Genomic DNA, 16,166 nt, shown 5'->3' with positions numbered 1-16,166 from the left:
CGCGGGCGTGACCCTCCTCGACCGGGCCCCGCGGGGGAGCCGCCCGCTCGCGGCCGGCTCCCCCGCCCCGGCGGGCCGCCGCCGTCGGACCTTCACCGTGCGGCGGGGCCTCGGCCTGCTGGCGTTCCTCGCGCCCGCGCTGGTCTTCGTCGCCGTCTTCACCTACCACCCGCTGCTCAAGGGCAGCCAGATGGCGTTCCAGCGGTGGAACCTCTTCGACCTGCGCAACACCCCGTTCGTCGGGCTGGACAACTTCTCGACGCTGCTGGCGGACCCGACGTTCTGGACGGTGCTCCAGCACTCGGTGATCTGGGTGGTCGGCTCGATCGTCCCGCAGCTGCTGATCGGCTTCGGGCTGGCGCTGCTGCTGCGCCGGCGGTTCCGCTTCCGCGGCGTCTACCAGGCGCTGGTCTTCTTCCCCTGGGCCGTCTCCGGGTTCCTGATCGGGATCCTCTTCCGCTGGATGTTCAACGGCGAGTTCGGCGTGGTCAACGACCTGCTCCGCAAGGCCGGGCTGATCGACACCAACATCGCCTGGCTGGCCGACCCGCAGCTGGCCATGGTCTCGGTGATCATCGCGAACGTCTGGTACGGCGTGACCTTCTTCGCGATCATGCTCCTGGCCGCGCTGCAGTCGGTGCCCGACGAGCTGCTGGAGGCCGGCGCCCTCGACGGAGCCGGCCGGGCGCGCACGCTGTTCTTCATCGTCATCCCGTTCATCCGCACGACCCTGCTGCTGACCGTGCTGCTCCGCGTGATCTGGGTGTTCAACTTCCCGGAGATCATCTACGGCATGACCGGCGGCGGGCCGGCGGACCAGACCCACATCGTGACCAGCTGGATGATCAACTTCACCTCCCAGGGCGACTACGGTCTCGCCTCGGCCCTGGGGCTGATCGTGCTGGCGGTGCTCGTGCTGTTCGCCAGCTTCTACCTGCTGGCCCTCAAGGAGCGTGACGCCCGGTGATCGACAAGGTCTCGGCGCCGCTGCGCGCGCTGCAGGTCGCCCTGCTCGGGCTCTGGCTGGTGATCACCCTGTTCCCGCTGTACTGGATCGTGGTCACCTCGTTCAAGGACCCCGGCACGATCGCGGCGTTCCCGCTGCGCTACCTGCCGTCCCCGTGGTCGCTGGCCAACTACACGAGCCTGTTCCAGAACTCCTCGTTCGGCACCTACATGGGCAACAGCCTCCTGGTCTCGGTGGTCGCCGCCGCCGTCGCGACTCTGATCTCCCTGCTCTCGGCCTACACCCTCGCCCGCTTCGAGTTCCGGGCCAAGGGCGCGCTGCTGATGGCGTTCCTCGTGACGCAGATGATCCCGGCCTTCATCGCCCTGGGACCGCTGTACGTGCTGATGGTCGACCTGGGACTGGTGGACCGCAAGGGCGGGCTGGTGCTGCTCTACATCGCGCTCTGCATCCCCTTCTGCACGATCATGCTGCGGGGCTTCTTCGAGAACGTCCCCGACGCCCTCGAGGAGGCCGCCATGGTGGACGGCTGCTCGCGGCTCAGCGCCCTGTTCCGGGTGATCGTGCCGGTGATGACGCCGGGCATCATGGCGGCCTTCATCTTCAACTTCGTCAACTGCTGGAACGAGCTGTTCCTGTCGGTCACGCTGATGAACTCCGACAGCAACAAGACGATCCCGACGGCGCTGAACGGCTTCATCTCCAGCTTCAACATCGAGTGGGGGCCGATGGCCGCGGCGGCGGTGCTGACGATCGTCCCGACCATGGCGATGTTCGCCCTGGCGAGCCGGCTGATCGTCGAGGGACTCACCTCGGGGGCCGTCAAGGGCTGAGCCGCCGCCGAGGGCGTCCGGGCCCCGAAGACCCGGACCGGTCGTCCCACCGGCACGGGACCAAGGGCCGGGCAGCAGGGTGCTTTCTCCCCTGCTGCCCGGCCCTGCTCGCGCGCGAGGATGGAGTCATCACCGCGGGGGCAGGAACCAGCTCGACGATCGAGGAGACCCGATGACCCCCGCGCCCCGGCCGTGCCCCGCAGGCCGCCGCGGACCGTCGTCGCCCCGGTCCGGTTCCCGCCACCCGCTGCGCCCCCCGCTCCACCGCTAGCGGCGCCGACCGCACCTGGTCCCCTCCGGCGTCCCACGCCACCGGCCACCGACGGCCGCCCAGCCCGTCCCGGGCTGCCGCACGCCCCACCGCCCTCAGGAGCTCCGCCATGCCCCGCACCGCCACCCCCGCCCCCTTCCGCCGCGCCGCCCGCGTCGTCGTCACCGCCGCGCTCGCCCTCGCCGCCGGCGCCGCCCCGCTGCTGGTGCTGCCGGGCGCGGCCTGGGCCGACACCCAGCTCGTCGTCGACGGCTTCGACCGCTCCGTCGCCTCCGGCTGGGGCAAGCCCGACACCGGCAGCGCCTGGACGGGGATCTCGGGCGGCAGCGCCACCTCGGTGGGCGGCAGCGAGGGCCGGGTCAGCAAGATCCAGGGCGGCCGCAGCTTCAAGGCCTACCAGGGCGCCGTCTCGGTCCGCGACACCGTCCTGCGGGCCGAGTTCACCGTCCCGGTCAGCCGGAACTTCCAGTACTCGATCGAGGCACGCCGGCAGGCCGACGGCTCCGCCTACTCCGCGCGGGCCCGGATCGACGCCGCCGGGGTGCTGCACGTCGACCTCTACCGCACCGACGGCGCCGGCCGGCAGACGGTGCTGAAGGAGATGACGCTGGCCTCCCAGGTCCCGGTGGGCCGGCAGCTGGTGGTCAAGCTGTCCGCCACCGGCACCGACCCGGTCATCGCCCGCGCCAAGGTGTACGTGAAGGGCGCGACCGAGCCCGGCTGGCAGGTCACCGCGCTCGACCGGACGGGCGCCATCACCGGCCGCGGCCACACCGGCCTGCAGGCCTACAACGGCGCGGGCAACCCCACCGTCGACCTGACGACCCAGGCCTTCGTGGTCAGCGACGTCGCCGCCGACCTGGCGCCTGCCCACGTCGAGGGGGACACCACCGACACGGCCGCCCCGCTCGCGGTCCGGCACGGCGCCGGCCCGGTCGGCAGCGCCCGCTACCCCGTGCCGTCGGACGCCCTCTTCGTCTCCCCGACCGGCAGCGACACCAACCCGGGCACCGAGGACCAGCCGTTCCGGACCCTCGGCAAGGCCGTGACCCGGAACTGGTCGGGGCAGACCATCGTCCTGCGCGCGGGCAGCTACCACGAGTCGGTGCTGGTGGCGCCGGGCCGCGCGGCGACCATCCAGCCCTACCCGGGTGAGGCCGTCTGGTTCGACGGCACCCGCGCCGTCACCGGCTTCGCGCCCAGCGGCCGCGCCTTCGTCGCCCCGTGGGACGTCGCGCTCGACTCCAGCCCGACCTACACCAAGGGCGCGCCCGACGGCACCACGCCCGGCTGGCGCTGGATCGACCCGGAGCACCCGATGGCCGCCCACCCGGACATGGTCTGGCTGGACGGCGTCGAGCTGGAGCAGGTGGCCAGCCTGGGGCAGGTCGTGCCCGGGACGTTCTTCGTCGACCGGGGCAGCAAGAAGCTGTACCTGGGCAGCGACCCGGCCGGCAGGTCGGTGCGCTCCTCGGACCTGCAGTCGGCCTTCTCCCTGCGGGCCCCGGGCACGGTGCTGCGCGGCTTCGGCATCCGGCGCTACGCCGACTCGGTCTGGCAGCAGGGCGTGGTCACCAGCTACTTCGAGCGGATGACGCTCGACAACATGACGGTGCTCGACAGCGCCACCGGCGGGATCGGGATGTTCAAGCCGGGTTCGGTGATCCGGAACACCACCGTCGACGGCTCGGGCCAGGTGGGCATCCACGCGAACCAGGCCGACGGCCTGCTGCTCGACGACGTCTCCGTGACGGACAGCAACGACGAGCGCTTCAACCCGGCTCCCAGCGCCGGCGGGATCAAGATCACGCAGACCCGCGGGATCACCCTCCGGGACAGCGAGATCCGGCGGACCCACGGCAGCCAGTTCTGGACCGACCAGTCGGTGTTCAACGTCGACGTGGTGAACAACGAGATCATCGGCAGCACCCGCTTCGGCATCGTCCTCGAGATCTCCTCGACCGGCACCGTGGTGGACAACGTGATCGCCGACAACGCCGCGGACGGCGTCCTGGTGGCCAACACCGACAAGGTGTCCATCTGGAACAACACGATCGTCCGCAACCGCCGCGCCATCGCCTTCACGCAGGACTCCCGCCGGATCGAGCAGCTGCAGGTCTCCGGCCACGACGCGCGTCGTCCGCAGCCCGACCTCGCGATGCCGTGGGTGATCGGGAACAGCTCGGTCGGCAACAACGTGCTCGCGGCGGGCCACGACGCGACCTCGGTGCTGGCCGTCGAGAGCTATGCGCTGGTGCACGACGCCGGCAAGCTCAAGATCACGAGCAACGGCAACGTCTTCTCCCAGACCGCACTGGGCGTGCCGAACGCGACGGCGACCTGGGCGCGGCAGGGGGAGCAGCCGATGCAGTTCGTCCTGCTGGACGACTACCGGGACAGCACGGGGCAGGAGCGGACCAGCATCAACCCGCTGGCCACCACGCCGGTCGACGCCGGCTTCCGGCTCAGGGCCGGCATCGCGTCCCGGACGGCCGAGGTCGCCCAGCCGCTGCCGGCGCACGTGGCCGTCAAGGCCGGCCTGAGCTCCGGTGCGCGGACCCTCGGCGCCGCCGCGCGTCCAGCGAGCTGACCCCGGGCGGCAGCCCGTCCTGGCCGCCACCCCCGGACCGCGGCCGTGCGCCGAGGTCCAGGGGTGGCGGTGGCGTCGGGCACGAGCCGCCGGCCGGCACGAGGTCCGACGGCTCGAGCTCCAGGGCGGTGAGCCGGACGGCGACCGCGTCGAGGGTGCTCCGGTGCGCCAACGCGTACCGGCGCACCAGCGCGAGGCTCTCCCGCTGCGTCTCGCCCAGGCTGTGCATGAGCATGCCGACGGCCTTCCAGACCTCCATCCGGTCGGCCACGGACGGGCCGGCCAGCCACGCCGCCACCGGCTCGTCGGTCCACTCGGTGCTCACCAGCGGGGCGTCGAGCAGCAGCCCGCTGATCTGGTCGGCGATGGCGGTCTGCACCTCGGGCCCGCAGGCCGACGGGTCCATCCGGGCGGCGTCGCTGTACAGGTCGAGCGCCCCCATCGGCGGCTGCCCGGCCGCGCGCAGCGGCAGCGAGGCGACCGACCGGAACGGTGTCTGCCGCACCAGCTCGCGGTGGTAGGCGGGCCACCGCGCCGCGACGGTGGCCGCGTCCGCGACCAGACCCTTCCCCGCCTCGATGGCGGACAGGCACGGGCCCTCGCCCAGGGTGGTCTGCAACCGCTCGGCGCGACCGACGGCGTCGTCGCTGCCGCCCAGCGGGACGCGCAGCTCCTCCGTCAGCCCGAGGCCGGCACCGGTGACCGGCAGGACGGCGACGCAGGCCCGGGCGAGCACCGCGGGCAGCAGGTCCCGGCCGCGCTCCTCGTCGGCGAGCCCGTCCACCACCGCCGCCAGGTACCGGTCCGCCAGCCGCTGCATCGAGCTCCTCGTCTCCGGGGTCGCTCGGTGCGCCCACAGCCCTGTCGTACCCGGCCGAGCGCGCTCCGACGCATCGGCCCGGGACGGCGCCGGTGCGGAGGCGGTCATCACGGCCCCCTCAGCCGTCGCCGGACCCGGTCCCCGCGGCCCCGGCCCGGACGAAGCGGGCGCCCCACTCCTGCGCCAGGACGGCGAGCTCCGGCGGGCTGAGCACCGTGAACCCGGCCCCGACCACGCCGAGCGCGTGGAGCGGCCAGTCGAGGGCGTCGGTGTCCATGACCATCGTGCAGGTCCGGTCCGTCCGCGGCCGGATCTCCGCCCAGCGCCCGATCCGGGCCCGGACCGGCTCCGCGGGCGCCTCCACGACCACCTCGACGTGGTGCTGCTCGCCCGTCGCGGTGCCCTGCACCCGGTTGCGCACGTAGTCGGCGACGTCGTCGAAGGGCGGGGTGCGGACGGCGAAGGGGACGCCGGTGCCCCGGGCGTCGGTGATCCGGTCGATCCGCAGGGTGCGCCACGCGTGCCGGTCGAGGTCGTGGGCCACCAGGTACCAGCGCCGGCCGAGCGGGACCAGCCGGAACGGCTCGACGTGCCGTGACGACGGGGCCCCGTCGGCGGCCCGGTAGTCGAAGCGGACCCGCTCCCCGTCGCGGCAGGCCAGGGCGAGGGTCGCGAGGACCGTGTGGTCGACGGCGGTGCCGGTGCCGGTGCTCCAGGCGGCCGGGGTCGTCGAGACGCGGACGGCGTCCAGCCGGGTGCGCAGCCGGCGTGGCATCACCTGCACGACCTTGGTCAGGGCCCGCAGCGCCGCGTCGCCGCCGTCACCCCCGGCCAGCTGCGACTGGATGGCCACCGCCAGGGCCATCGCCTCGTCGTCGTCGACGACGAGCGGGGGCAGCGCCGCACCCGGTGCGAGCGCGTAGCCCCCGTCCACCCCCGGGTGGGCGTCGACCGGGTAGCCGAGCTCGCGCAGCCGCTCGACGTCGCGCCGCAGGGTCCGCGGCGAGACCTCCAGGCGGTCGGCGAGCACCGGGCCCGGCCAGTAGCGCCGGGCCTGCAGCAGGGACAGCAACCGCAGGGTGCGCGAGCTCGTGTTCGCCATGCCCTGATCCTCGTCGACATCGCGGTCAGGAACTGGCCGCGATCGCTCCTAGCGTAGGACGCACCAGACCACCGAGCCGGAGGGACCGCCATGACCGAGACCACGACCACCAGCACCCGCAGCAGTGCCGAGCGGGAGGAGCTCGTCGCCCTGCTCGAGCGGCACCGCGGGTTCTTCCTGCAGACGACGCAGGGGCTCACCGACGAGCAGGCCCGGCTGACCCCGACCGTCAGCGCCCTCAGTCTCGGCGGCCTGGTCAAGCACGTCACCGCGGTCGAGGCCGGCTGGCTCGACTTCGTCGAGCACGGGGCCCCCCAGGGCGGGCCGGACGCGGGCGAGCCGGACGAGGCGGCCTACGCGGCGTACGCCGACGGCTTCCGGCTGCTGCCCGACGAGACCCTCGCGGGGGCGCTGGAGGCGTACGCCGCCGTCGCCGCGCGCGCCGCCGAGCTGGCCCGCACCGTCGACCTGGACGCCGGCCACCCCCTGCCCCCGGCCCCCTGGTTCGCGCAGGAGTCCTGGAGCAACCGGCGGGTGCTGGTGCACGTCATCGCCGAGACGGCCCAGCACGCCGGCCACGCCGACATCCTGCGCGAGACGATCGACGGTCAGCGCACGATGGGCTGACCGGCGCCGGGCTCGGGCGTCGGGGCGTCAGCCGTCGGCGTCGGGGGCAGCGGTGAGCGTCGCGCGGAGCTGGGCGATGAGGCCGTCGATCTGGCCGGTGGCCTGGTCCCAGCGGGGTCCGGGTGCCGGCTGGCCGGCCGGCGTCCCGGCCTGCTTGCGGAGCGACTCGAGCGTGACCCCGAGGCCGAAGAGCTGCTGGATGAGGTCGTCGTGCAGCTGGTGCAGCTCGGCCTCGCGCTGCTCGTGGAACCGGAGCTGCTCCGAGCTCGCCTGACCCTGGGCCAGCCGGAGGGCGATGCTCGACTGCCGCGCGAAGTCCTGGGCCATGGCCAGGTCGAACTCGCTGAAGGCGGCCTGGCCGGCCCAGCGGCTGGCGACGATCGCGCCGCGCATGCCGCCGGGTCCGTCCAGGGGGACGGCGAGGAGCGGACCGGCCGGCTGCTCGTCGCGGGTGTCCTGGTGGTGGCAGTGGCTCGTCCCCGCCGAGCCGACGAAGCCGCGGTTCTCCTGCATCGTGCGTCCCTCGAGGGTGCCCGTCTTCGTGTAGGTCTTGCCCATCAGGTCGTCGGCGCCGGCCCCGACGGCCAGCCGGACCTCGAAGTGGCCCTCGTCGATCTTGCTCGGGCCGACGAAGGTGACGGTGCGGGCCCGGACCAACCGCGAGACGTGCTCGACGACGGCCCGGACGACCGGGACCACGGCGTCCTCGACGTGCAGCAGCTGCGCGCCGAGCTCGACCGACGCCTCCAGCCACGCCTCGCGGGTCGAGGAGGACCCGTCGGCCAGGCTCGTCACGGCGGCGCCGTCCAGCCGGGGGACGGCGGGGGCCTGGTCGATCACCGTGGGTCCTGCTCCAGGTCGACCCGCTCGCGGCGAACCACCTCGGCGACCGCCGCGCTGCCCTCGACCCGGCGGACGCGGACGACCACACGCTCGACGGGGACGACCACGGTGTGCACCTCGACCTGCTCCTCGTGCAGCACGATCTCCAGGTCGCGGTCACCCACCTGGTGGTCGGCGCCCACGCCCGGCTCGACCGGCTCCTCCTCGACCACGAGCTCCTCGCGGCGGACGGTGACCGTCCGCGTCACCTCCTCGGTGACCACGCGCTTGCGGATCCGCAGTCGGCCCACCGCCTGGGTGCGCACGCCGACCCGCAGCTGCTCCTCGGAACGGAGCACCGACGGCGACTCCCCCGTCCGGTCGAGGTCGGCAGCCGAGGCGGGTTCAGCGGTGGTCATGGGGCTCCTGGGGACGAGGCGGTGCGTTCGGGCGGTGCGCAGGACCGCGGCGGCAGGGCCGCCGGCGGTCCCGGAGGGGATCTCGGGGTGGGGTACCCGTTCGGTACCTGACTCAGCGGGTAGGCCTCCAGGCATCTCCGCCGGGTCCGGCGTCGCCCGCCGGCGAGGTGCCCGCCACGGCAGCGCCGACGGCCACGCGTGCGCAGACGCAGCCCGCGTCGCCGAGCTCCTGCTCGACGAGCCGGGCGGCGACCAGGTGCTGGACGTCCGGCGTCGGCGGCGTCACCGGCTGGAGGCGTCGCACGGCCTGGTGGGCGAGGTCGAGCTCGAGGCCGGCCCCGGACAGGGTGAGGAGGAGCAGGGTGTCCCAGGAGGTCCTCGACGCCGTCCCGACCGGCGCTGCGAGCAGCGCCGAGAGCTCTCCGCCGGGCCCCCAGCGCCGGTCGAGCTCGTCGAGCAGGGCCAGTCCCTCCTCGAACTGCCCGGCGTGCTCGGCGAAGGCGTCGATCCGAGCGGCCGCGCCGAGCGCGGTCCGTCGTGCCGAGTAGCGCGTGAGCGGCACCGCGCCCCGGCCCGTCGGGGCCACGTGTCCGTCCCGACGCCCCGGCGCGCGGCCGGGCGCCCCGAGGCCGTCGTCGGCCCGGCCCGAGCAGCTCACCAGCTCGGCCCCAGCAGGACCACCGCCAGGCTGGGTGCGCCACCGGCCCTCGCCGCACCCGCCGCCGCGAGGGCCCTCCGCCGGTGGCGACGCTCAGCCAGCTGGTCCAACGCCTCACGCGCGGGGGGACGCTGCCCGCTGATCGCCTCCCCACTGGCGTCCGGCGTCGCCGGTCGTCGATCCGGGTCCGTGTTCTCCACCGGGCGCATGCCTCACCGTCCCAAGGCCGCCTGTCCGTCCCCTGTCACGCGCCCTGTACGCGGCTGTGCGGGTCGACCCTGCCGAGCGGGCGGTGCGATCGCCGGGCAGATCGGGACGGAAGACCGCGGTGCGGGCGTCACGCAGCCACGCAGCCACGGGCGGTATCAGGGTGCCCGGGCGGGCGCTCCTGTCAGCAGTGCACTGCTCGCCCCGGGCAGCGCCGTGTCGAGAGGACCTGGCATGTACCGCAGCACCGTCAAGACCGCCCTGACCGTGACCGCCGCCGTCGCGGCCACGCTCGCCCTCCCCCTGGCCCCGGCCTCCGCAGCGCCGGTCGAGCCGTCCGCGAAGGGCGTCGTGGTGGCGAAGGGAGGGCTGATCGGGCACGTCCGCCCGAGCACCCACGCTCCCGCCAACTACACCTTCCCCAACGGGTCCGCGGTGACCCTGGACTGCAAGGTGCCCGGCCCCGTGGTCGGCGGGAACCCGCGCTGGTACCTCGTGGTCGCCGAGGGCGACGCCAACTGGGTGTCCGCCCGCTACGTGCGCAACGTCGGGCCGGCCCCGGAGCCCTGCGACCCGAGCGACGGCACCTTCTCGGCCCGGACGACCGCCGCGCTGAAGAAGCGGCTCGGTCCGACCACCGCCGACACCAGCGCCGGCACCTACGCGAAGGGGCAGAGGTTCCGGGTCCAGTGCTACACCGACTCCGGGCAGAAGTGGTACCTGACCAGCACCTCGAGGTGGGTCAGGGCGAAGTACGTCAAGACGTCGTCGGCGGTGCGGTACTGCTCGAACCTCTGACCGACCCCGGGGTGGGAGTCCGGCGCCCGACCGGTGACGTGCACGGGCCGCGCCGCCTCCGTCGTCGCCCGCGGTGAGGGTGGCGGCCCCCCGTGGCCGTCGCCTGGCGCCAGGGTGTCGATCCGGCCGGCAGCTGCGCACCGGCAGCCCCGCCCCGACCTCACCGACCCGGCCCGAGGGGCGGTGCGGAGCGCTGGGTCCGGAGAGCAGGGCGCGACACCTCCACCTCCCTCGCTCCGGGGACGGGTGACGGTGCCAGGCTGGGCGCCATGTTCAGCGTCGGTGACCGGGAGGTGCTGCGCACCCGTCTGGTCGCAGCGGCCCGCCAGGATCCGCAGGTCGACGCGGCCGCGTTGCTCGGCTCGGCGGCTCGTGGGGAGGAGGACCGCTGGTCCGACATCGACCTCGCCCTGAGGCTCACCCCGGGGGCCGACCCGGGCGAGGTCGCCGACCAGTGGGCACGGCAGCTGCGGCAGCACGAAGCGGTCGTCGACCAGCTCGACGTGCACGCCTCGGGTGCTCTGTACCGGGTGTTCCTGCTGGCCTCGACGCTGCAGGTCGACCTGTCGTTCTGGCCGCACGGCCGGCTGGTCACCGGCGGGGCGCCGGTCCGGCTGCTCTTCGGCCGGGCCGACGACACCACCACCGACCCGCGGTCGCGTCCCGACGCGATGGAGCCGCTCCGCAGCGGGTGGCTGCACGCGCTGCACGCCCGCTCGGCCCTGGCCCGCGGCCGGAGCTGGCAAGCGGTCTGGATGCTGGAGGGCCTGCGCAACCAGCTCGTCGCGCTGTACTGCCGGCGGTACGACCTGCCGACCCACGAGGGCCGCGGCGTCGACGCACTGCCCGCCGCCGTCCGGGCCGAGCTGGCCGCGACGCTGACGCCCACGACCGACCCCGCCGCCCTCCACCACACCTTCCGCGTGCTGACCGCCCTGCTGCTGGCCGAAGCCGCCCACCAGGCCCTCCCGGTCCCGGCCGGGCTCGAGGCGGCGCTCGAGGAGCTGGTCCTCAGCGCCGCCCCCCACGGAGCGCCCCCACGGCCCGCGCTCGTGCCCCGGAGCGGGCGTGGCCCTACGATGCCGCCGTGAGCGACGCCGTGGTGAGGATCGGACTCGTCGGCTACGGCTTCGGGGGGCGGTACTTCCACGCTCCGCTGATCGCCAGCGCGCCAGGCTGCGCGTTGGCCGGGGTCGTGACCCGCTCACCGGACCGGCGCGCTGAGCTGGCGCACGACCATCCCGAGGTGGCGGTGTTCGACACGGTCGACGACCTGGTCGCGGCCGGGGTGTCCGCCGTCACGGTCTGCACGCCCGCCGCGACCCACACCGCCGTGACGGAAGGGTTGCTCCGCCGCGGGCTCCCGGTCGTCTGCGACAAGCCGTTCGCGCTGGACGCGCAGGCCGCCCGGCAGACGGTGGAGCTGGCCGAGCGCGAAGGCGTGCTGGTCACCCCCTACCAGAACCGGCGTTGGGACTCCGACCTGCTGACCATCCGGCGGCTGCTGGAGGCCGGCCGCCTCGGCGAGGTCCGCCGCTTCGAGTCGGCCTTCGAACGGTGGGCGCCGGAGCCCGAGCCGCCGGCGGCCGGCGGCGGCCTGCTGCGCGACTTCGGCAGTCACCTGGTGGACCAGGCCCTGCACCTCTTCGGGCCGGTGCGCCGGGTCTACGCCGAGACGCACGCGGTGGGTCCGGAGTCGGAGGACGACGTGCTGGTGCTGCTGCAGCACACCAGCGGGGTCCGCTCCCAGGTCTCGGGGGCCTGGCGGCAGAGCGCGCCGAGGCCGCGTTTCCGGCTGAGCGGGCGTGACGCCACCTTCGTCGTCACGTCGATGGACGGACAGGAAGCCGCCCTGGTGGCCGGCCGCACCCCGGCAGGCGAGGGTGCCGCCTGGGGTCGCGAGCCGCAGACGGCCTGGGGAACCCTGCACCGCAGCACCGGCAGCGAGGCCGTGCCCAGCGAGCGCGGCCGGTGGGACCAGTTCTACGAGCAGTTCGCCGCTGCCGTCCGCGGCACGGCAGCCGTCCCCGTGGACCCGTGGGACGCCGTGGCGACGGCGACCGTGCTGGACGCGGCCCGCCGCAGCGCCGCTGAGGGGACCACCGTGGACGTGCCGCCGACGTCGCACTGAGCAGCCGGCAGCGCCCGCTGCAACCGCCAGGACAGCGCGGAGTCCGGGTCGTCGTGACGGTGGTGCCAGGCCGGCTGGTCCCGCGTCCCGCTCAGGTCCGGAGCGTGGCAGAGCCGCCCGCGACGGGCTCCCCACCGACGTCGCTAGAGGTCCTTCACCGCGCGGATGGCGGCCACGGCGCGCGGGAACCCGATGTAGGGGAAGCAGTGGACCAGCGCGGCGACCACGGCTGCCTTGGAGTTGCCGACCTGGAGGCACGCGCGACCGTGGGGTCCGAGCTGGGCCGACGTGTCGCCGAGAGCGGCCAGGCCGCACAGCACCAGCAGCTCCCGCTGGGCCAGCGTGAGTCCACCGCGGGTGTAGAAGTCGCCGAAGCAGAACTCGGTCAGGAACCGCGGCAGCGCCTCGTCGAACGGTTGCGGGAGGTCGGCCAGGTCGGCCTTGATCTCGTCGCCGTACAACGGAGCCTGCTCCGCGAGGCCTTTCGCGTAGCGGTCGGCGTCGGACACGGTGCCCTGGTCGGGCAGTGGCAGCTCGATGCCGTGATCGCGGAACACCGCGTTCATGGTGGCGACCGCGTCGAGCGTGCCCGGGAACCCGATGAAGGGCGCCAGCTGGTAGAGGGCCTCGCGGATCTCCACCGGCTGGACGCCGACCCTGAGTGCCGCGGCCGTGTGGGTCCGCAGCTGCGGCAGGGCCCGCAGGCAGGCGAGCACCGTGACCGTGATCAGCTCGCGCGAGCGGTCGTCGAGCACCCCGGTGTCGAAGACGTCCCCGAAGATGAAGCGGCGCAGGATCTCCATCAGCTCCGGGTCGCTGTCGGGCGCCCCGCTGTCGCGCGGTCCGAAGAGGCGCTCGTAGGTGGCCTCGGCGTGAGCCTGGCGTGCGGACAGGTCGGGAGGTGGCGTGCGACCGCTCATGCTGACCACTGTGGCCGATCCGTGCCGCAGCAGCCAGGTCCGCGTGCGACGCGGTGCGGACCCGGTGCCCACCCGGGCGACGTCCTGGCGGCGTCACGCGATCTGCATGATGCCGGCCAGCACCCCCTCGTCGGAGAATCGTCATGGCTCGGTGACGATGTGTCGAGCGCCACGGACCGCGGTCCCTGACCGGATCTTGATGATCGGCCCCGCGCTCGAGCGCCCGTCGGAGCCGGTGCTGGGAAGGCCTGGATCATCCGACGAACCGCACGACGGGAGCCATCGATGTCGCCCCGAGCACGGCAGCCACGACCGGAGCAGTCGCTCCGGCACCCGGCGGAGGTGCCGCTCTTCGTCGTGATGGTCGTCCTGAACATCGCCATCGTCGCGATGATTGTCAACCTCGCCCTGTTCTTGCCGTTCCTCCCGGATCGCTACCGGGACACGAGCGTCGCGACAGCCGTCCGGACCGCCTTCGTCGGTCTGCTGCTGCTCATCCCCTTGCTGATCGTGATCGGGGAGACCCAACGCGCCTCGGTGCGCGGGACCGCCGTCGAGCTGTCACCCCACCAGTTCCCGGAGCTCTACGCGACGGCCGACGAGTTCGCACGCGTGCTGGGCCTGGATCGGCGACCGGACCTCTTCCTCATGAACGGCAACGGCGCGCTGAACGCGTTTGCCGCCCAAGCCACCGGTCATGACGACGTCGTGTTGTCGAACGAGCTGTTCGTCAACCTCCACGACGGCAACCGGGAGGGCCTGCACTTCATCCTCGGGCACGAGCTGGGTCACATCCGCTTGCACCACGTGGCGCTGTGGTACCAGGTCGCGATCGCCTACTCCGGGCTCATCCCGGTGCTCGGACCCGACGTTGTCCCGGCTGCGCGAGTACTCCTGCGACCGGCACGGCGCCCACCTGTCGCCCAGCGGCGCGGCGGGTCTGGTGCTCCTGGCTTCGGGACGCCACACCGAGGACGTCGTGGACGTCGCTCACCTGCTCCGGCAGGCCACGGAGGTGCGGGGCTTCTGGGTCGGCCTCGCCCAGCTGCCGAGATCGCACCCGTTCACGGTGCGCCGGCTGGAGCGCCTGCATCAAGCAGGATTCTTCCAGCGGTCGACGTCCTGACCGGGTCGAGCCGTCCAGCCGTGGTCGGAGCCAGCGTGCCGGCGGCCCTGGTAGCCGGCTCCGAGCAGGGGGGCACCGGTCCTGGAACCGGAGGGGTGCGACGGGTGCTCTGACCCGGCGGTCGGGTGGGGCCGCCTGCGAGAATCGAACTCTCGACCTCCGCAGCACGAGTTGCGAGCGCGGCGTCCGTACCGCCACCGCCCCCGCTCGCCAGCGTCCTGCTCGAGTTGGCCAGGGCCCAGGTTGTGCACCGGCTCGGCTGCGTGCTTGGCTGCTCGACGCCCCCGAACCGAGCCGTGGTCCTCCTTCAGGAGAAGACGTGGGTCAGGCCGGACTGGAAGGCGTAGGGGACCATGGCACAGTGCGTGGTGGAGACCACCTCCTGCGTCATGACGAGGCCTTGGTAGCCGCGACCTGCGAGCCGGTCGACGAGTGGCCGTGCCTGCGCGAGCTCCTCGTCGTTGCGCCCTTCCCAGACCAGGTGCAGGCGCACAGGCAGGCTGGAGTGACGCTCGGCGAAGGCCTGCTCCTCCTGCAGGATGGCGTCGAAGCTGGCCGCCACGCACCGCTGGAAGAGCCCCGGCTCTCGGAACAGGGTGCAGAGCGCGAAGTTCGCACCCATCGAGTGGCCCAGCAAGGTGCGGTCGGCAGGATCGGCCCGGTATCGCGTCTCGACCAGGGGCAGGACTTCTTGCCGGATGAACTGCATGAAGGGGAGCCCGTTGCCGGACGGGATGCGCCGGGCGATCGGGAAATGTTCCTGCATGAAGTCCTCGCCACCCTCCTCCCGCTCGAGCACGAAGTCGCGCATCCGGAGGTGCATGACGCGGTGGTGCATCTCCGACAGGGTGCCGCTCGGCGGGTAACCGATACCGACGACGAGCGCGTCGGGGAGCTCGTTGCAGAACTCCACCCGGATGTTCATGAACCGGACCATGTCGACGACGAGACCGAAGTGGAGGTTGCCGTCGAGGACGTAGACCACGGGCCAGAGCCGATCGGGTTCATCCTCGTAACGGAGGGGCAGCGCCACCGTGATGAGGTAGTCATCGTGCGCGAGCGCCGAGCGCACGACCATCGATTCCGAGCCCGGAACGGCTGCCGGGAGCAGGTCCAGCATCGGAGGCTCCTCTCCGCGACGGACCTGCGTGTCCTGGTGCTTTCTCGAGACCGCGCTCATCGAGCGACGACACGCTGCGCACATCGGATCTGGCCGTCAGACCTCCCGGGGGAACTCGCGTTCAAGGTGGCACTGCGATCAGGAGTCACTACTCAGGGAGTGGCGTCAAGTTGTACCGCGCGATGGCGTCCGGGAGCCAGTCCGGCTGCCCGAACTGCAGCCCGTACTGGCCGGCGAGCTCGGCGATCTCGCTGACCTCGGGCTGGCTCACGCTCAACAGGAGCTCGGAGAGCTCATGGAAGAAGTTCTCGAAGCCCGCCGGGCTGATGACCTCGATCATCCGCGCCGGGACGGCACCCGCGTTCCACATCGCGTGGAGCTCGTCACGCGGCTTGGTGATGTAGCCACCGGCACCGAGCACGGCCTCACGGTCCCCGGATCGGAAGCCGATCTCCCCCTCCGTGACGATGGAGTACTCATCCTCACGGGTGTGCAAGTGCGGTCGGACGAGGGCTCCAACCGGGAACGGGTGCTCGACTATGGAAACGGCCCCGCCGGTGTCACGTCCCCACAACTTGAAGTCGACGCCGATCGAGCCCAACGTTCCCGAACTCCCCTGGCCGGGCGGCACAACGGTCAGCGGCGGCGGACCAGTCGTCGTCATGTCGGCTCACCCCTACTGCAAGCGCACGTCTCTCTTCGACACTGTCCTCGCCAGTTCCGGGCACGTCAAGGTTGCCGGTCGCGGTTGCGGT

The 16,166-nt window shown here is 73.1% G+C and carries 16 protein-coding genes; 8 read left to right on the top strand and 8 right to left on the bottom strand.

Features of this window, described 5'->3' with window-relative positions:
- Positions 1-7: 7 nt before the first annotated feature.
- The 3 genes from BLT72_RS01530 (at position 8) to BLT72_RS01520 (ending at position 4,661) form a co-directional block, all read left to right on the top strand.
- Positions 8-967 (top strand): carbohydrate ABC transporter permease, encoded by a 960-nt coding sequence (locus BLT72_RS01530; RefSeq protein WP_091409191.1) that lies wholly within the window; start codon positions 8-10, stop codon positions 965-967.
- Positions 964-1,800 carry a carbohydrate ABC transporter permease gene (locus BLT72_RS01525; RefSeq protein ID WP_091409187.1) on the top strand — a complete coding sequence of 279 codons (837 nt, stop codon included), beginning with the start codon at positions 964-966 and terminating at the stop codon, positions 1,798-1,800. Before BLT72_RS01530 ends, BLT72_RS01525 begins: the two co-directional genes overlap by 4 nt.
- 380 nt (positions 1,801-2,180) lie before the next feature.
- A complete protein-coding gene (locus BLT72_RS01520; protein WP_091409184.1) occupies positions 2,181-4,661 on the top strand; it encodes a right-handed parallel beta-helix repeat-containing protein in 2,481 nt (826 codons plus the stop codon).
- Here the strand turns inward: BLT72_RS01520 and BLT72_RS01515 are convergent.
- Together BLT72_RS01515 and BLT72_RS01510 are read right to left on the bottom strand one after the other, a co-directional pair.
- Positions 4,600-5,481, bottom strand: a complete 882-nt coding sequence (locus BLT72_RS01515; protein ID WP_091409181.1) for a GAF and ANTAR domain-containing protein — start codon at positions 5,479-5,481, stop codon at positions 4,600-4,602. The two genes, BLT72_RS01520 and BLT72_RS01515, sit on opposite strands and share 62 nt — an antisense overlap.
- Positions 5,482-5,599: 118 nt before the next feature.
- Positions 5,600-6,583: a helix-turn-helix transcriptional regulator gene (locus tag BLT72_RS01510; protein ID WP_091409177.1), complete on the bottom strand. Its 984-nt coding sequence runs from the start codon at positions 6,581-6,583 to the stop codon at positions 5,600-5,602.
- 90 nt (positions 6,584-6,673) lie between these two features.
- Here BLT72_RS01510 and BLT72_RS01505 point away from each other — a divergent pair, with 90 nt between their 5' ends.
- Positions 6,674-7,210: a DinB family protein gene (locus BLT72_RS01505; protein ID WP_091409174.1), complete on the top strand. Its 537-nt coding sequence runs from the start codon at positions 6,674-6,676 to the stop codon at positions 7,208-7,210.
- Between the two features lie 27 nt (positions 7,211-7,237).
- On the opposite strand, the gene BLT72_RS01500 is transcribed toward BLT72_RS01505, so the two are convergent.
- The 3 genes from BLT72_RS01500 to BLT72_RS01490 form a co-directional block, all read right to left on the bottom strand.
- Positions 7,238-8,050 carry a sensor histidine kinase gene (locus tag BLT72_RS01500; protein WP_091409170.1) on the bottom strand — a complete coding sequence of 271 codons (813 nt, stop codon included), beginning with the start codon at positions 8,048-8,050 and terminating at the stop codon, positions 7,238-7,240.
- Complete coding sequence (locus BLT72_RS01495; RefSeq protein ID WP_157720229.1) at positions 8,047-8,451, bottom strand: DUF2382 domain-containing protein; 405 nt, start codon at positions 8,449-8,451, stop codon at positions 8,047-8,049. Before BLT72_RS01495 ends, BLT72_RS01500 begins: the two co-directional genes overlap by 4 nt.
- Positions 8,452-8,563: 112 nt before the next feature.
- Positions 8,564-9,037: a hypothetical protein gene (locus tag BLT72_RS01490; RefSeq protein WP_157720227.1), complete on the bottom strand. Its 474-nt coding sequence runs from the start codon at positions 9,035-9,037 to the stop codon at positions 8,564-8,566.
- Positions 9,038-9,550: 513 nt separating this feature from the next.
- Here BLT72_RS01490 and BLT72_RS01480 point away from each other — a divergent pair.
- The 3 genes from BLT72_RS01480 to BLT72_RS01470 all read left to right on the top strand — a co-directional run bounded on the left by BLT72_RS01480 (position 9,551) and on the right by BLT72_RS01470 (position 12,245).
- Positions 9,551-10,114, top strand: a complete 564-nt coding sequence (locus BLT72_RS01480) for an SH3 domain-containing protein (protein ID WP_091409156.1) — start codon at positions 9,551-9,553, stop codon at positions 10,112-10,114.
- Positions 10,115-10,383: 269 nt separating this feature from the next.
- Positions 10,384-11,205 (top strand): nucleotidyltransferase domain-containing protein, encoded by an 822-nt coding sequence (locus tag BLT72_RS01475; RefSeq protein ID WP_091409151.1) that lies wholly within the window; start codon positions 10,384-10,386, stop codon positions 11,203-11,205.
- The gene (locus tag BLT72_RS01470) at positions 11,202-12,245 is read left to right on the top strand and encodes a Gfo/Idh/MocA family protein (protein ID WP_197677158.1); all 1,044 of its coding nucleotides are present in this window, start codon (positions 11,202-11,204) and stop codon (positions 12,243-12,245) included. The genes BLT72_RS01475 and BLT72_RS01470 overlap by 4 nt, the downstream gene beginning before the upstream one ends.
- Before the next feature lie 143 nt (positions 12,246-12,388).
- On the opposite strand, the gene BLT72_RS01465 is transcribed toward BLT72_RS01470, so the two are convergent.
- The gene (locus BLT72_RS01465) at positions 12,389-13,165 is read right to left on the bottom strand and encodes a carboxymuconolactone decarboxylase family protein (RefSeq protein ID WP_091416412.1); all 777 of its coding nucleotides are present in this window, start codon (positions 13,163-13,165) and stop codon (positions 12,389-12,391) included.
- 342 nt (positions 13,166-13,507) lie between these two features.
- On the opposite strand from BLT72_RS01465, the gene BLT72_RS01460 reads away from it, so the two are divergent.
- The gene (locus tag BLT72_RS01460) at positions 13,508-14,404 is read left to right on the top strand and encodes a M48 family metalloprotease (RefSeq protein WP_197677157.1); all 897 of its coding nucleotides are present in this window, start codon (positions 13,508-13,510) and stop codon (positions 14,402-14,404) included.
- 194 nt (positions 14,405-14,598) lie between these two features.
- Here BLT72_RS01460 and BLT72_RS01455 read toward each other — a convergent pair whose 3' ends face one another.
- Together BLT72_RS01455 and BLT72_RS01450 are read right to left on the bottom strand one after the other, a co-directional pair.
- Positions 14,599-15,411, bottom strand: coding sequence for an alpha/beta hydrolase (locus tag BLT72_RS01455; protein ID WP_157720225.1), 813 nt, complete (start codon positions 15,409-15,411; stop codon positions 14,599-14,601).
- A gap of 148 nt (positions 15,412-15,559) precedes the next feature.
- A complete protein-coding gene (locus BLT72_RS01450; protein WP_091409145.1) occupies positions 15,560-16,075 on the bottom strand; it encodes a cupin domain-containing protein in 516 nt (171 codons plus the stop codon).
- Positions 16,076-16,166 lie beyond the last annotated feature (91 nt).

This window comes from Friedmanniella luteola, assembly GCF_900105065.1.
Lineage (GTDB): Bacteria > Actinomycetota > Actinomycetes > Propionibacteriales > Propionibacteriaceae > Microlunatus > Microlunatus luteolus.
Note: the sequence above shows the minus strand (reverse complement) of the source record. Positions and strands in the feature narration are given on the sequence as shown.

Excerpts from the sequence above, each read along its gene's own strand:
- BLT72_RS01520 (WP_091409184.1), top strand. The coding sequence starts at position 2,181 with ATGCCCCGCACCGCCACCCCCGCCCCCTTCCGCCGCGCCGCCCGCGTC.
- BLT72_RS01515 (WP_091409181.1), bottom strand. The coding sequence starts at position 5,481 with ATGCAGCGGCTGGCGGACCGGTACCTGGCGGCGGTGGTGGACGGGCTC.
- BLT72_RS01510 (WP_091409177.1), bottom strand. The coding sequence starts at position 6,583 with ATGGCGAACACGAGCTCGCGCACCCTGCGGTTGCTGTCCCTGCTGCAG.
- BLT72_RS01505 (WP_091409174.1), top strand. The coding sequence starts at position 6,674 with ATGACCGAGACCACGACCACCAGCACCCGCAGCAGTGCCGAGCGGGAG.
- BLT72_RS01495 (WP_157720229.1), bottom strand. The coding sequence starts at position 8,451 with ATGACCACCGCTGAACCCGCCTCGGCTGCCGACCTCGACCGGACGGGG.
- BLT72_RS01480 (WP_091409156.1), top strand. The coding sequence starts at position 9,551 with ATGTACCGCAGCACCGTCAAGACCGCCCTGACCGTGACCGCCGCCGTC.
- BLT72_RS01475 (WP_091409151.1), top strand. The coding sequence starts at position 10,384 with ATGTTCAGCGTCGGTGACCGGGAGGTGCTGCGCACCCGTCTGGTCGCA.
- BLT72_RS01465 (WP_091416412.1), bottom strand. The coding sequence starts at position 13,165 with ATGAGCGGTCGCACGCCACCTCCCGACCTGTCCGCACGCCAGGCTCAC.
- BLT72_RS01455 (WP_157720225.1), bottom strand. The coding sequence starts at position 15,411 with ATGCTGGACCTGCTCCCGGCAGCCGTTCCGGGCTCGGAATCGATGGTC.
- BLT72_RS01450 (WP_091409145.1), bottom strand. The coding sequence starts at position 16,075 with ATGACGACGACTGGTCCGCCGCCGCTGACCGTTGTGCCGCCCGGCCAG.